The 13,375-nt window shown below is 72.8% G+C and carries 13 protein-coding genes; 4 read left to right on the forward strand and 9 right to left on the reverse strand.

Translation table 11 applies throughout. The features are described 5' to 3' along the window. Positions 1–125: 125 nt before the first annotated feature. The 9 genes from IA22_RS0113080 to IA22_RS0113115 all read right to left on the reverse strand — a co-directional run bounded on the left by IA22_RS0113080 (position 126) and on the right by IA22_RS0113115 (position 11,379). A complete protein-coding gene (locus tag IA22_RS0113080) occupies positions 126–1,364 on the reverse strand; it encodes a hypothetical protein (protein WP_245229566.1) in 1,239 nt (412 codons plus the stop codon). Next, on the reverse strand, positions 1,357–3,141 hold the full coding sequence (locus tag IA22_RS0113085) for a DUF3492 domain-containing protein (RefSeq protein ID WP_030123693.1): 1,785 nt from the start codon (positions 3,139–3,141) through the stop codon (positions 1,357–1,359). The genes IA22_RS0113080 and IA22_RS0113085 overlap by 8 nt, the downstream gene beginning before the upstream one ends. A 189-nt stretch (positions 3,142–3,330) precedes the next feature. Next, a complete protein-coding gene (locus tag IA22_RS38010) occupies positions 3,331–4,977 on the reverse strand; it encodes a dipeptide ABC transporter ATP-binding protein (RefSeq protein WP_030123694.1) in 1,647 nt (548 codons plus the stop codon). Beyond that, positions 4,974–5,963, reverse strand: coding sequence for an ABC transporter permease (locus IA22_RS0113095; protein ID WP_015578642.1), 990 nt, complete (start codon positions 5,961–5,963; stop codon positions 4,974–4,976). Before IA22_RS0113095 ends, IA22_RS38010 begins: the two co-directional genes overlap by 4 nt. Next, complete coding sequence (locus IA22_RS0113100; RefSeq protein ID WP_030123695.1) at positions 5,960–6,958, reverse strand: ABC transporter permease; 999 nt, start codon at positions 6,956–6,958, stop codon at positions 5,960–5,962. Before IA22_RS0113100 ends, IA22_RS0113095 begins: the two co-directional genes overlap by 4 nt. Positions 6,959–6,960: 2 nt before the next feature. Continuing rightward, entirely contained in the window at positions 6,961–8,697 is a 1,737-nt protein-coding gene (locus IA22_RS0113105; protein WP_030123696.1) for an ABC transporter substrate-binding protein, read from the reverse strand. A 205-nt stretch (positions 8,698–8,902) separates the two neighbouring features. Then, entirely contained in the window at positions 8,903–8,998 is a 96-nt protein-coding gene (locus IA22_RS38115) for an Ms4533A family Cys-rich leader peptide (RefSeq protein WP_318259849.1), read from the reverse strand. Positions 8,999–9,088: 90 nt separating this feature from the next. Beyond that, entirely contained in the window at positions 9,089–10,405 is a 1,317-nt protein-coding gene (locus IA22_RS0113110; RefSeq protein WP_015578638.1) for a DUF3152 domain-containing protein, read from the reverse strand. An 8-nt stretch (positions 10,406–10,413) separates the two neighbouring features. Continuing rightward, positions 10,414–11,379 carry an alpha/beta fold hydrolase gene (locus IA22_RS0113115; RefSeq protein ID WP_015578637.1) on the reverse strand — a complete coding sequence of 322 codons (966 nt, stop codon included), beginning with the start codon at positions 11,377–11,379 and terminating at the stop codon, positions 10,414–10,416. A 111-nt stretch (positions 11,380–11,490) separates the two neighbouring features. Here IA22_RS0113115 and IA22_RS0113120 point away from each other — a divergent pair, with 111 nt between their 5' ends. The 4 genes from IA22_RS0113120 (at position 11,491) to IA22_RS0113135 (ending at position 13,347) form a co-directional block, all read left to right on the forward strand. After that, positions 11,491–11,706 carry a hypothetical protein gene (locus IA22_RS0113120; protein WP_015578636.1) on the forward strand — a complete coding sequence of 72 codons (216 nt, stop codon included), beginning with the start codon at positions 11,491–11,493 and terminating at the stop codon, positions 11,704–11,706. Positions 11,707–11,874: 168 nt separating this feature from the next. Next, complete coding sequence (locus IA22_RS0113125) at positions 11,875–12,516, forward strand: TetR/AcrR family transcriptional regulator (RefSeq protein WP_014154216.1); 642 nt, start codon at positions 11,875–11,877, stop codon at positions 12,514–12,516. Positions 12,517–12,651: 135 nt separating this feature from the next. After that, on the forward strand, positions 12,652–12,879 hold the full coding sequence (locus IA22_RS0113130; RefSeq protein WP_014154217.1) for a DUF3107 domain-containing protein: 228 nt from the start codon (positions 12,652–12,654) through the stop codon (positions 12,877–12,879). A gap of 195 nt (positions 12,880–13,074) precedes the next feature. Beyond that, positions 13,075–13,347, forward strand: a complete 273-nt coding sequence (locus tag IA22_RS0113135; protein WP_014154218.1) for a hypothetical protein — start codon at positions 13,075–13,077, stop codon at positions 13,345–13,347. Positions 13,348–13,375: the final 28 nt, after the last annotated feature.

A 13,375-nucleotide genomic window follows, 5' to 3' on the forward strand; every position in this document is an offset into this window, starting at 1 on the left:
CCTCGGCGCCGACGGCTGACTGCCGGTGAGAGGGATTGGGGGGTCATGTCCGGTGTCTCCTTGAGGAAGGTGTGAGCGGTACGGGAAACCCGCGGCGTCGGCTCCGCGGGGTGGGCGGGCGGCGGCTAGGCCGAGGCGTGGGCGGACGCCCGCGTGAGGGTGACCGATGCGTGGACGAGCAGCCCCGACGCGGCGATCCCGCAGGCGAGGACGGCTACGCCGCCGGGACCGGCCGCGGCGACGACGGCGTCGACCGGCCGGGCCAGCAGGTCGAGGCCGGGCAGCCGTCCGGCGAGGACCAGGAAGGGGGCTGCCACCTCGACGGCGCAGGCGGCGGCCAGCCCCGTGGCGGCGGGCTCCGGGAAGCCGTGGACGGCCAGCAGCCGGGCCAGCAGGAGCAGGGCGCCGAGTGCCGCCGGGCCGGTGAGGCCCGCACCCGGACCGGGGTGGCCGAGGCCGGCGAGGTACAGCAGCGCGGTCGTCGCGCACAGGAAGAGCGCGACGACACCGAAGAGCACGGGGCGCACCCGCGCGCCGAACTCCGACAGACCGTGGGACCCGGCGAGCCGTCGGCGGGCGTGCGCGGCGAACAGGTGGGCGCACCAGGCCGCCGGGGCGAGGGCCAGCGAGAGTCCGAGCAGGGGGGCGGGCGCCGCGGTCCAGTGCCCGTCGGGACCGCCGCTGACGACCTGGGCGATCAGGCCGTCGCCGTACACGGCGAAGCCGAGGAGCCAGCAGACGTACAGGGTGGCGCCCCCGGCGGCGGCCGGGACACGCAGCGGGCCGGCCCGCAGGCAGAGCCGGAGCCCGAGGACGACGAGCAGCGCTCCGGCGGCGGTCACCGCGAACCGGGCTCCGCCGCCGAGCACCCCCTCGGTGGCCCTGAGCGCCCCGGCCGTCGCGAGGCAGGCGGCACCGGGCAGCAGGGCGGTGAGCGTCCAGCCGGCGCGCGCCTCCGTGTCCCGTCCGGGCCGCTCGTGGTGGGCGCGGGCGGACCGCCCGGCGGCGGGGACGCGGGCGTAGAGCTCTTCGGCGAGCGAGAAGACGTCGCGGTGCCGGTAGCGTGCGGCGGTCCGGTCGGTCAGCCCGTGCGCTTCCAGACCGGCCGCGATCTCCAGGGGGTCGACGGCGCGCTCGCAGAGGTCCCGGTGCCGGTGCATGAGCACCTTCACGGGGTCCGCGGGGCCGCGCCGGACCGCGGCTCTGCGCCCCGGGTGGTACGCGATCTCGGGTGCCCTGACCGCGGAGCGGACCTCCCAGGGACCCTCGTCCGCGGGCTCGCTCCCGGTGCCCCGGGCCTCGACTTCGGCCGGTCCGCCCATCGGGGCTCCTCCCTGGTCGTGGCCGCTCGTGCCGTCACGCATCGCCGTCTCCCGCTCCGCGTGCGCCCGCGCACACGCCCGTCGCGCCGATGGCCCAGCTCGGCACCTGGCCGACACCGGCCGGGGCCCTCGTGGCGACCGGACCGGGGCGCGTGGCGCCCAGCACATGGGCCTCCGGGGGTGTGGCGAAGGGGCGCGGCGGCCCGGCCGGGTCCCGGGGGTCCACCGGCGTCGCCCACCGGGCCGGGGCGTGCCCGGCCAGGTCCAGGTAGATGTCGCGGAATGCCGCGAGGTTCTGCTCGACGGTGAAGAGTTCGAGCGCCCTGGCGCGCGCTGCGGCGCCCAGGCGCGCACGGCGCTCCGGGTCGCGCAGCAGTGCGACGCACGCGTCGGCGAGTGCCCGCGGATTGCGCGGGGGAACCACCACCCCCGTACCGCCGACGACTTCGACGACGGCGCCCACATCCGTGGACACGGTGGCCCGGCCGCAGAACATCGCCTCCACCAGGCTGATGGGAAAGCCTTCGACGACGCTGGACAGGATGACGACACCGCCCGCGGCGTAGGCCTCCGCGAGGTCGGGCACCTCGGGTCCGCCGATCTCCTCGAAGGTGACCGGGTTGTCGCCGACGGTGTGCGCGTCCATGGCCTCGTCGGGGAAGAGCTGGACCGCGAGCGCCCGGCAGTGGGCGAGGTAGGTCTCCCCTTCGGCCCCCGGGACCGGAGCCCCGAAGATCCGCAGCCGGGCGTCCGGCTCGGCCCTGCGCACCTCGGCGAAGGCGTGGAGCAGGGCGATCAGGTCCTTGGCGGGTTCGATCCGGCCGATCCACACCAGCGTTCCGGGACCGCCCGCGTCGTCGCCCTCCCCCACGTCCCCGAACCGTTCGGCCTCCATGCCCGGATAGACCGTCCGCAGCTTGTCCCGGTGGGCGCCGAACCGCTCCTGCCAGCGCCGGACATGGGTGTTGCCGGGGGTGACGATCGCGGCTTGCCGGTAGACCTCGGCGGCGAGCAGCCCGTGGAAGTTGGCCAGCATGGCGCGCACCGGCGCGCCCAGGGGGGCCTCGGGCGCCGCGAGGTAGTGGGCCCGCAGGGGCACTCCGTGCTCCGTGACCAGCAGCGGAACGCCGAAGAAGCGTTTGGCCAGCAGCCCCGGGAGGGCCGCCGTGCCGCCGGACGCGGCATGGCAGAGGTCCACACCGCCGAGGCCGTCCTCCTCGTACCAGTCGAGGGACAGAGGGCGCAGGGCGCGCTCGAGTTCGGCGACGAAGGCGAGGTAGTCGGGGACGGTGGCGCCGTGGACGGTCCGGCCGGTGCCCGGGGCGCGGCAGGCCGCCTGCACGATGCGTACGCTCGCCTCGGAGCGCAGGGCGTCGCGCAGTCCGCCGCCGTCCCGGGCCAGTTCGGCGAGACCGTAGAGGCCGTCCGTGAAGCGGGCGGACGCCGGACGGGTGTCCGCACCGCCGGCTCCCGGTTCCGTCTCCACGCCGGCGCAGACCGCGCCGACGAGCGCCGTCACGTGCGCCGTGAAGCGCCGTCGGTCGCGTCGTCCGTACGAGCGCCCCAGGCCGGTGGCGAATCGGCCCGTGCGGCGTGGGCTCCGGGCGTCCTCCTCGCGCGTCCACATCGGCGCCGTCCGCACCCGTCCGACCCGGTCGGGCAGCCTCACCCAGCCCTGTCGCTCCTGGTCGGCGGAGCGGCTGAGGGCGAACAGGTCGAACTCGTGCTGGGGCAGACCCCGCACCAGGCGGTCGCACCAGAGTCTGGACTCACCGGTCGCATACGGATAACCACCGTCCGTGAGGAGCCCGATCCGCACGAGCACACCCCCGATCTCCCTTGTGGACGGCCGCCGTTGATCGGCGGCTCACAGCGGGACGACCGTATGCGGACAGACAGGTGGTGCGACGGACGGTTGTCCGTCGCACCACCGAAAGGGGTGAACCGGCGTAACTTTCCCGCGCAAGTCGCGTTCTGTTGCGACAATGGGGCGTTCGGTTACGTTGAGTCAGGCTACGGCCAGCTCCGAACGCGCCGCACGGCGCGCGGCGGCGCGCGCGGGGTCGAGCGTGGGCACCGCCGCCAGGAGCTGTTTCGTGTACGCGTCCTGGGGCGATCCGTAGACCTCGTCGACCGCGCCCTGCTCGACGATCCGGCCCTGCCGCATCACCGCGACGCGGTCGCTGACCTGCCTCACCACGGCCAGGTCGTGGGCGATGAAGACGAGTCCGATGCCGAGCTCGCGCTGGAGCTCGCCGAGGAGCGCGATCACCTGGGCCTGGGTCGTGACGTCGAGCGCGGAGACCGGCTCGTCGCACACGATCAGCTTCGGGTCGGCGGCGAGCACGCGCGCGATGCCGATCCGCTGACGCTGCCCCCCGCTGAACTCGTGCGGATAGCGCTCGTAACGGCCGGCGTCGAGACCGACCCGTTCCAGCAGTCCGCTCACCCGGTCCCGGATCCGGGTCTCGTCGGTCTCACCGGCGGCACGGAGCGGGTCGGCCACGGACTCGCCGACGGAGCGCCGCGGGTTGAGTGAGGCGACGGGGTCCTGGAAGACCATCTGGAGCTCGCGGCGGAACGGGCGGAAGGCCTTCTCCGGCAGCGAGCCGATCTCCCTGCCGCCGTACCGGAGCCGGCCGCCCGTCGGGTCGTCGAGCCGTACGAGCATGCGGCCGAGCGTCGTCTTGCCACTGCCGCTCTCCCCCACGATGCCGAGGGTCTCGCCGGCGTGGACGGTGAGCGAGACGTCGTCCACGGCGGTGACGCGGGAGGAACCACGGCCGAACTCGCGCCGGAGGCCGAGGGCTTCGAGGAGCGGTCCGGTCTCCGGCGCGGCGGCCCGCGGGCCGGGGACGGGGCCCGCCGGCCGCCGCGCGTCGACCCGGGGCACCGAGGCCAGGAGCTCCCGGGTGTACGGCTGCCGGGGCGCGCCCAGCACCTCGACGGCCGGCCCCCGCTCCACGGCCCGGCCGTGCTGCATGACCAGGACCTCGTCCACGCTCTCCGCGGCGACACCCACGTCGTGGGTGACCAGCAGCAGCGCCGTTCCGGTCTCGCGGCGCAGGTCGTGCAGCAGGTCCAGGATCTGCGCCTGCACGGTGACGTCGAGGGCGGTGGTCGGCTCGTCGGCCACGATCAGCCGGGGTTCGCAGGCCAGGGCCATCGCGATGAGGGCGCGCTGGCGCATCCCGCCGGAGAACTCGTGGGGCCGGGACCTGGACCGGCGGACCGCGTCCGGGATGCCGACCCGGTCCAGGACCTCCACGGCCCGGGCGCGGGCGGCTCGCCGGGAGACCCTGTTGTGCACCCGGTAGACCTCGGCGATCTGGTCGCCGACCGTGTAGTAGGGGTCGAGCGAGGAGAGCGGGTCCTGGAAGACCATCGCCGCCTTCGCCCCGCGCAGGGCGCGCAGCTCCGCCTCGTCCGCGGCGCCGACGTCCGTACCGGCGACGCGGACGGTCCCGGTGACCCGGGCGCCCGTGCCCCGGTGCAGTCCGAGCAGCGCGGAGGCCGAGGCGCTCTTGCCGGAGCCGGACTCCCCGACCACACCGAGGGCGGCGCCCGCCTCCAGCGTGAAGGAGAGCCCGTCCACGGCCCGGACGTCGCCGAAGTCGACGGTCAGGTCCTCGACCTGGACCAGCGGTGTTGTCATGACAGGACCACCCGTCGGTCGGCCAGCGCGTACAGCATGTCCGCGACGGCATTGGCGAGCACCACGAAGAAGCCGGTCACCAGCACCATGCCGACGACCACGGGCAGGTCGACGACCTTGACCGCGTGCACGAGTTCGCGTCCGAGCCCCGGGATCCCGAAGAGGGACTCGGTCAGGACCGCACCGCCGAACATGCTGCCGAAGTCGAGGGCGCTGAGCGCGATCACGGGGGCGACCGCGCCGCGCAGCGCGTGGCGCCCGATCACGGCCCGCTCGCCGACGCCGTACGCGCGGAAGGTGCGTACGTGGTCCTCGGCGAGCGTCTCCAGCATGGAGCTCCTGGTCAGACGGGCGTACTTGGCGGACTCGATGAGGGCCAGGGACACCCAGGGCAGCAGCAGCCCCCAGGCCCACTGCTCCGGGTCCTCGGTGAAGGGCACGTAGGTGGGCGACGGCAGCCACTGGAGCGTGGAGCAGAAGACGATGATGAGGAGCAGGCCGATCACGAAGACGGGGGTCGCCGTGCCGGCCAGGGTCAGCCAGGTCAGCAGCCGCTCGGTGATCCGGCCGCGCCGCCACACGGACAGCACGCCCGTGCCGACGCCGAGCAGGATCCAGCACACGAACGCCCCGACGACGAGCGAGCCGGTCACCGGCAGCTTGGTGAGGATCAGCCGCATCACCTGCTGGTCGCTCTGGTACGAGACCCCGAGGCAGGGCGCGGAGCAGTGGTCCACCCCCGTGCCGGTGGAGAAGTCCCGCCCCGCGACGATGCCCTGGAGGAAGTGCCCGTACTGCGTGTACACGGGGTCGTCGAGCCGGAGCTGTTCGGTCACCTGGGCGACCTGGGCGGGTGAGCAGCGCGGACCGCACGCGATCTGGGCGACGTCGCCCGGGGCCACGTAGAAGACCGCGTACAGGATGACGGTCAGGGAGAGGAGCACGAAGACGGCTCCGCCGAGCCGTCGCAGCAGGAAACCGGTCACGACGCCTGCTCCTTCGTACGTCCCTCACGGCCCGTGCCGATGCTCAGCCGGGACGCGGCCCTGGGGTCGAGCGCCGTGCGGACGCCCTCGCCGAGGACGGTCAGGGAGAGCACGGTGACGAAGAGCAGCCCGGCCGGCAGCAGGAGATAGGTGGGCGCCGACTGGTACCAGGTGTCGGCCTCGGTGAGCATCTGCCCCCAGGACGGGGTGGGCGGTTTGATGCCGACGCCGAGGAAGGACAGCGCCGCCTCGACGGTGATGTTGACGGGGAAGAGCAGCGCGGCGTACGTGATGACGGGCGCGGCCAGCGAGGGCAGCAGTTCGCGCCGGGCGATGCTCCACCGCCCGCGCCCACTGAGCCGGGCCGCCGAGACGAAGTCGAGCGTCTTCAGGGCGAGCGCCTGGGCACGCACGATCTTCGAGGTGCCCGCCCAGTTGATGCCGCCGATGACCAGCGCGATCAGGACGGGCCGGGGGAAGGAGGGCGGTACGACGGCGAGCAGCCCCAGGGCGATGACCATGAGCGGCAGGGCGACGTTGATGTCGGTGATGCGGCTGAGGACCTGGTCGAGCCGCCGGTTGCCGAGGGCCGCGGCGAGTCCCACCACCACGCCGATGGTGACCTGGAGGAGGGTCGCGGCGACGGCCACGCCCAGCGAGACCCGGGCCCCGTGGACGATGCGGGCGAAGAGGTCGCGGCCGGTCTGCGGTTCGACGCCGAGCCAGTGGTCGGCGCCGATGCCGCCGAAGGAGCCGCGGGGGACCCCGCCGGCCGCCGAGTCGACGAGTTCGGGGTGGAAGGTGTCGGGGTCCTGGCCGGCCAGCGCGGCGAGCAGGGGCGCGGCGAGCGCCGCCAGGAAGAGCAGGAGGACCACGGCCGCCGCGGCGGTGGCCGCGCGCTGTGCGCGCAGCCTCCGCCAGAACTGCCGGGCCCCCGAGGCGGGGGCGGCGAGGGGCGCCGCTCCCGCCTCCTGGACCAGAAGTGCTTCGGACATGGTTACTTGACCGCGGCCTGGGAGATGTCGAGAACGCCGGTCCAGTCACTGATGACCACGTTCTTGACGTCCTGGCCGAAGAGCCGCTTGTAGACCGGGTGGAAGAGCGGCACCGTCAGTGCCTGCTCGCCGATCTTCTTGTCGAGCGCGCCCCAGCGTGCGGCGGCGGCCTTCAGGTCGGTGAGCTTGTTGATCTCGTCGATCTCCTTGTTGACCGCGGCGTCGTCCAGGAAGGCCGTGTTGAAGTTGGCCCCGTCCTTCACGATCTGGCGGCCGTCGAAGATCGGTGCGAGGAACGGGCCGCCGGAGGGCCAGTCGGCACCCCAGTGCGCGAGGAAGAAGCCCGGCTCCTTGGACGCGCTGTGGATGGTGTCGGAGTAGTCGTTGCTCTCCAGGCCCTTGAGCTCGACGGTGATGCCGGCCTTCTTGAGGGCGGCCTGGAGCGCCGTGGCGATCTCCGGGCTGGTCTCGAAGTCCTTGTCGTTGGAGTGCGTGAGGGTGACCTTCAGACCCTTGGGGTGACCGGCCTCCTTCAGCAGCTCCCTGGCCTTGGCGGCGTTGCCGGTCTCACCCGCCGGGAAGTGGTCGTAGGGCGTGTAGCCGAAGGACTTCTGGTTCGGCAGGTAGGTGGTGGCGGGCTCCGCCAGCGAGGAGCCGCCGGCCGCGTTGATCACGGAGGAGCGGTCGACGGCGTAGGAGATCGCCTGGCGCACCTTCGGGTCGTCGAACGGCTTCACCTTGGGGTTGAAGGCGATGTAGTTCGTGTAGCCGAAGTGGCCGGTGCCGACGCGGGCGGCGAGCTTCTTGTCGCCGGAGACCTTGGCGAGTTCGGCCGGGCCGAGGTTGGTGTCGGTGGTCACGGCGGCGGCGTCGGCCCCCTGCGAGGCGGAGAGGCGCTGGTTGATGACGGCGGAGTCGAGACCGGAGCGCACGTCGATCTTGTCCGGATAGGCCTTGCGCTCCTCGTCGGTGGCGGCCGACCAGTGCGGGTTGCGCTCCAGGACGAGCCGCTCGCCGTCGTTCTCGTTCGACACGACCTTGTACGGGCCGGAGGAGACCGGGTGCTCCTCGTACGTGGTGCCGGTGTCCTTGCCCTTCGGGACCGGGGTCGTCTGGGTCTGGGTGGCGAGGTAGGGGAACTCGCCCTCGGGCTTGTTCAGGTGGAAGACGATGGTCCGGTCGTCCGGGACCTCGATGGAGTCGAGGCCCTTCTTGTCCTTGTACGGGCCCTGGTAGTCGGCGCCGCCGATCAGCCAGTCACGCAGGTAGGGCGCACCGCCGGAGAGTTCCGCGGCGAACGACCGCTCGATGCCGTACTTGATGTCGCCACTGGTGATGGCGGTGCCGTCCTCGTACTTCAGCCCGTCCTTCAGGGTGTACGTCCAGACGGTGGCGTTCTTGCTGGGCGTGCCGAGGTCGGTGGCCAGATCGGGGACGACCTGGGCGCCCGCCTCGCCGTTCTCGCGGTTGCGGGTGGTGAGCGTGCGGAACACCAGGGAGGGGACGTTGCCGCCGCCGGAGGTGTAGAGCCGCGCCGGGTCGAAGTCCTCCTGCGGGTTGCTGTTGAGGACCGTGAGGGTGCCGCCCTTCTGCGGCTTTCCCGAGGCTCCGGAGCCGGCGCCGTCGCCCCCGCCGTCGTTGCTCTGGGGGCCTGCGCAGGCCGCGAGGCCGGCGACCAGGGCGAGACTGACAGCGGCGGTGGTGGCCACACGGCGCGATATGACGGACGGCTGACTCATCGGAAGATGACCTCTCGGTGTACTGCGGCAGGGTGAGGAGACAGGTCCGCACGGGCGCAGCAGGTCCTGCCCGGTGGGGAGGGGAGGAACCGGAGGAACCGAACTGCCGCGCCTGCGGACGGAGTACGCCCGGGCGCGGCAGAGGAAGGCCGAGGAGCCGGAGAAGGGCTCCTCAGGGGGTGGCCGACGCGCGCTCGAGCAGGCGTCAGCGACAGAGAATGTCGGCTACGCAGTGCCCGGCCACGCCGAGGAGCGCCAGCTCAAGGGCGGCGCGCTCGGAGGATTCGGGGCTGCGTGACATGCGGAGAAATATGAACGACGCCCTCCCCTGATGTCAACGCGTGATGAGACACCCGTCCCACGATGCGGACATCCCGGGGATGGGGCCCCCTCAACGACCCGGGTGGACCCAGGGGTTGGGGCGGCACTTGACGCCGTCCAGGTCCAGGGTCTTGGTCTGCTGCTGCATCACGGGCGCCAGGGCGCCGGGCGTGCGGCAGCTGACGTGGTTGTGGCCCAGCCGGTGGCCGACCTCGTGGTTGATCAGCATCTGACGGTAGGCCAGCAGCTTGTCCGGCCCGAAGGTCGAGGCACCCTGCGCCCAGCGGTACGCGTTGATCATCACGCGGTCAGTGGCGGCCGAGTCGCAGGAGACGTTGTCCTCCGTGGTGTCCAGCCCCGACTTCTCGCACCAGTCCGCCGTCGTGCCCGGGCTCGCGAGGGTGATCACGAAGTCCGGCTCGCCCGACGAGATCCGCTCGAAGGTCATGGCGCCGTTGTGCGCCCAGCTGCGGTCGTCGTTGAGCGTCTTCTGCACGGCCTCGGCGAACAGCCCGGAATCGAGGCCGAGTCCCTGCTCGACGTCGATCCGGTAGCGGTACTTGTGCCCCTTGCCGGGCGCCTTCGCCAGCCCCTGGACCGCGTCGAACTTCCCGGACGCCTTCAGATCCGCCGCCAGCGGGAAGGCGGTGGCCATCTTCTGCGCGTACGTCAGGGTCTCGGCCTCCTGCCTCCGCGTCTGCGGGGCCGTCCGGTCCACCGAGCGTGAGGCGTCCTCGGAGTCCTGGCGGTCCACGCCCGCGGACTCACGGCCGTCCGTCCCGCCCCCCGGATCCTGTGCCACCTGTCCGGCCACCACGACCGCGAGCACCGTCGTCACGGCGGCGGCCGCGATCCCCGTGAACGTACGCCCCTTGCCGCTCTTCGCCGCAGGGGCGGCCTCGTCCTCCGGCCCGTCGGGCACGTCGGGGGTCCAGGCCGGCTCCTCGGGGGCGACCGGCGCCGCGGGGCGCGAAGGCGTGGTGTCGAACGCCTCCAGGAACTCCCTGCGCGGTCCCGGTATCAGCGCACCGGTGTCCGGCCCGGCCGTACGCCGGCCGGCCTCGGCCCGCTGGGCCGCCTGCTGCCGTGCCAGAGCGGCCTGCCCGGCGCGGAAGACCTCCTGCCCGGCGGGTCCCGTCGGCTCACGGCGGCCGTCGTGCCGCGGCTGCGGCCCTGTCCCCCAGCCACCGCCCGGCTCGCGCTGCTCGGGGTGCCCGCCGCGCACGTGCGGAGCGTCGCCGAACGGACCGCGGCCCTCCCGCGGAGGCGGTGTCGCGGCCTCGCGCCCGCGTCCGCGCCGCCCGGTGCCGGGCTCCACGGCGGCGCCGTCGGGGATACCGCTGTCGTGCCGGGTGGCCTCAGGGCCCTTTCGGCTGTGTCGTCCCACGCCCCGGATCAGCTCCCGCCACGTTCGTCGAGCAGGTCCCGGAACGCCTGGGCGACCGCCTCCGGGTACTCCATCATCGCCACGTGCCCGGCGTCGGGCAGTGTCAGCAGGCGCGAGTCGCGGAAGGCCGCGGACGCCCTGCGTGCCATCCGGTACGAGACGAGCTGGTCCTTTCCGCCGTACACGAGCAGCGTCGGTGCGAGCACCCGCTCGGCCTGGCGCCACAGCCCGTGCTGTCCTCCTAGCGTGTAGGCATCGACGATGCCTCGCGCCGAGCGTGTCATGGCGTCCCAGAAGTACGGCAGTTCCAGTCGTCGCTCCATCTCGGCCACCGCGTGACGGAAGGCCTCGTCGGAGATTCGTGCCGGATCGCCGTAACAGAGTGCCATGGCTCCACGGGTGCGCTGCTCCGCGGTCCACTCACGTGTGAGCCGGACGAACAGGGAAGCGACGCCCGGGAGTGCGAGCAGGGCCGTCGGAACGGCGGGCCGCTGGACCCGGATCTCGGGCAGGGCCGGGGAGATCAGCGTCAGCGTACGGACCAGATCGGGCCGGCCGGCCGCGACCCGGGTGGCGACTGCGCCGCCCAGGGAGTTACCGAAAAGGTGGACGGGGCCGCGCCCGCCGGCGTCCAGCAGCCGGATCACCGCCCGGGCGTGTCCGGTGACGGAGTAGTTGCCGTCGTCCGGCGGCGGGGAGTCCCCGAAGCCGGGCAGATCGACCGCCTCGCCGTCGAGCGTGTCCGCCAGCAGCGGCATCAGCGCCGACCAGTTCTGGGAGGAGCCGCCGAGGCCGTGCACGAAGAGTGCGGGCGCCGGCGCCGCGACCCCCGCGGGGCGGGAACGGACGGTCAGGGTGAGACCGGGCAGCGTGACGGACCGCAGCTCCTCCCCCTCGGCGACCCGGACGGCACTGACCGTGGGCGCCACCGCGGCAGCGGCGGCCTGGATTCCGGGCAGCTCGGTCGAAGACATGCGGCAATGTTACGAGATGATCACGCGGTGGTTCATGTGTTCGCGGTCACAGGCCGCATAGCGCCTCCGGAGGGTTGCTCCTAGGCTGCCAGGAGAGGGAAGGGAGCCACCATGACGGTCGACCCGAGCGACCCGGACACCTTCGAGGATCCGCAGCCGGACGCACCGGACCCCGAGGCACCGGAAGAGGACAGCGCCGAACAGCAGGCCGCGGTCCGGCCTGAGCGGGACGAACCGCTCACCGGCATCGACCGCGATACCGCGAACGAGGCCGACGCGGCCGAGCAGGCCCGCGTCGTCGCACAGGATGAGGACGATTACCGGTAGAACGCACCGCTTTGCGGCATGGGCCGAGGTATCTGCGGCTTCCGCAGCCGCCCGGTCCGTGAAATTCTGCGTCCGCGCCGCGCGCACCCGGGTTACTCAAAAGTACGATGGCCCCACGGCACAGCGTGCACGGTGCGACTGTGTTCGAACACGATTTTGGGAGGCGGCGTGACAGCCATCGAGCAGACAGAGGCGGCGCGCCCGCGGGGCACCCGGCTGCCCCGCCGTGCCCGACGCAATCAGCTGCTGGGCGCCGCACAGGAGGTCTTCGTCGCCCAGGGCTACCACGCCGCGGCGATGGACGACATCGCGGAGCGCGCGGGAGTCAGCAAGCCCGTTCTCTACCAGCACTTCCCCGGCAAGCTGGAGCTCTACCTCGCCCTGCTCGACCAGCACTGCGAGTCTCTGCTCCAGGCCGTCCGCACGGCGCTCGCCTCGACCACGGACAACAAGCTGCGCGTCGAGGCGACGATGGACGCCTACTTCGCCTACGTGGAGGACGAGGGCGGCGCCTTCCGTCTGGTCTTCGAGTCCGACCTGACCAACGAGCCGGCGGTCCGCGAGCGGGTCGACCGGGTCTCGCTGCAGTGCGCCGAGGCGATCTCCGACGTCATCGCCGGCGACACGGGCCTGTCCAAGGACGAATCGATGCTGCTCGCGGTCGGCCTCGGCGGCGTCTCCCAGGTCGTGGCGCGTTACTGGCTGTCCAGCCCGTCCGGCATCCCGCGCGAGTCCGCGGTGCACCTGCTGACGTCACTCGCCTGGCGCGGTATCGCCGGGTTCCCGCTGCACGGCACCGATCAGCACTGAGCCGGGCGTGAACCGCGGCGGGTGTTCGCTGCGGGCGTTGCCGGTCGACCCGTGGTCGGCCCCTTCACCGGGCTAATGTGTGCTGCGTACGGCGCGGTTCACCGCGCAGAGACGGACCGTCGGAGGGACATAGCCGTGGAGGTCAAGATCGGGGTGCAGCACACGCCCCGCGAGATCGTTCTGGAGAGCGGACTTTCCGCCGAAGAGGTCGAGAGCGCCGTCAGCGAGGCGCTCAACGGCAAGGCGCAGCTGCTCAGCCTCACGGACGACAAGGGCCGCAAGGTCCTGGTGCCGGCCGACCGGATCGCCTACGTGGAGATCGGCGAGCCCAGCGCCCGGCGGGTCGGATTCGGCGCGCTGTAACCCGCGCGACGGAGCAGCGGAGGTGGAGGCCCGGCGGACGATTCCGCCGGGCCTCCACCTCTTCCGGCCCGGATCCGCTCCCGTTCTGCACACGATGGGGTTCACGCGAGCGGAGGAGGGTTGTATTCCGCGGGCCACGGGTAGGACGGCCTAGGACCGACCGACCGCCACGCCATCAAAGCGAGGTGACCCTCTGTGCTCTGGGAATCCGTCAGCTCCGTCGTGCTCGGGCTCGCCCTGTCCTGGGCCGCGCTCCACTACCTGCCCGGCCGCCTTCCGTCCTCCCGCGTGGTCTTCGTCACGGGTGCGCTGGGTGCCCTGTTCGGCGCCTACCTGACGCACTCGACACTCGGCTCCGGACACGTCCTGGCGACGCCCACGGGTGCCGTGCTGGTCGGGGCGGTGACCCTGTCGCTGCTGATCCGTCCGCGCGGCAGCCGGCCGGTGCGATCGGCGGCGGCCCAGTAGGCGCCGCCGGAAGGCGCTGACCGGCGGG

Origin of the sequence: Kitasatospora papulosa (genome assembly GCF_000717245.1) — a bacterium.
In the GTDB taxonomy this organism is placed as follows: Bacteria; Actinomycetota; Actinomycetes; order Streptomycetales; family Streptomycetaceae; genus Streptomyces; species Streptomyces papulosus.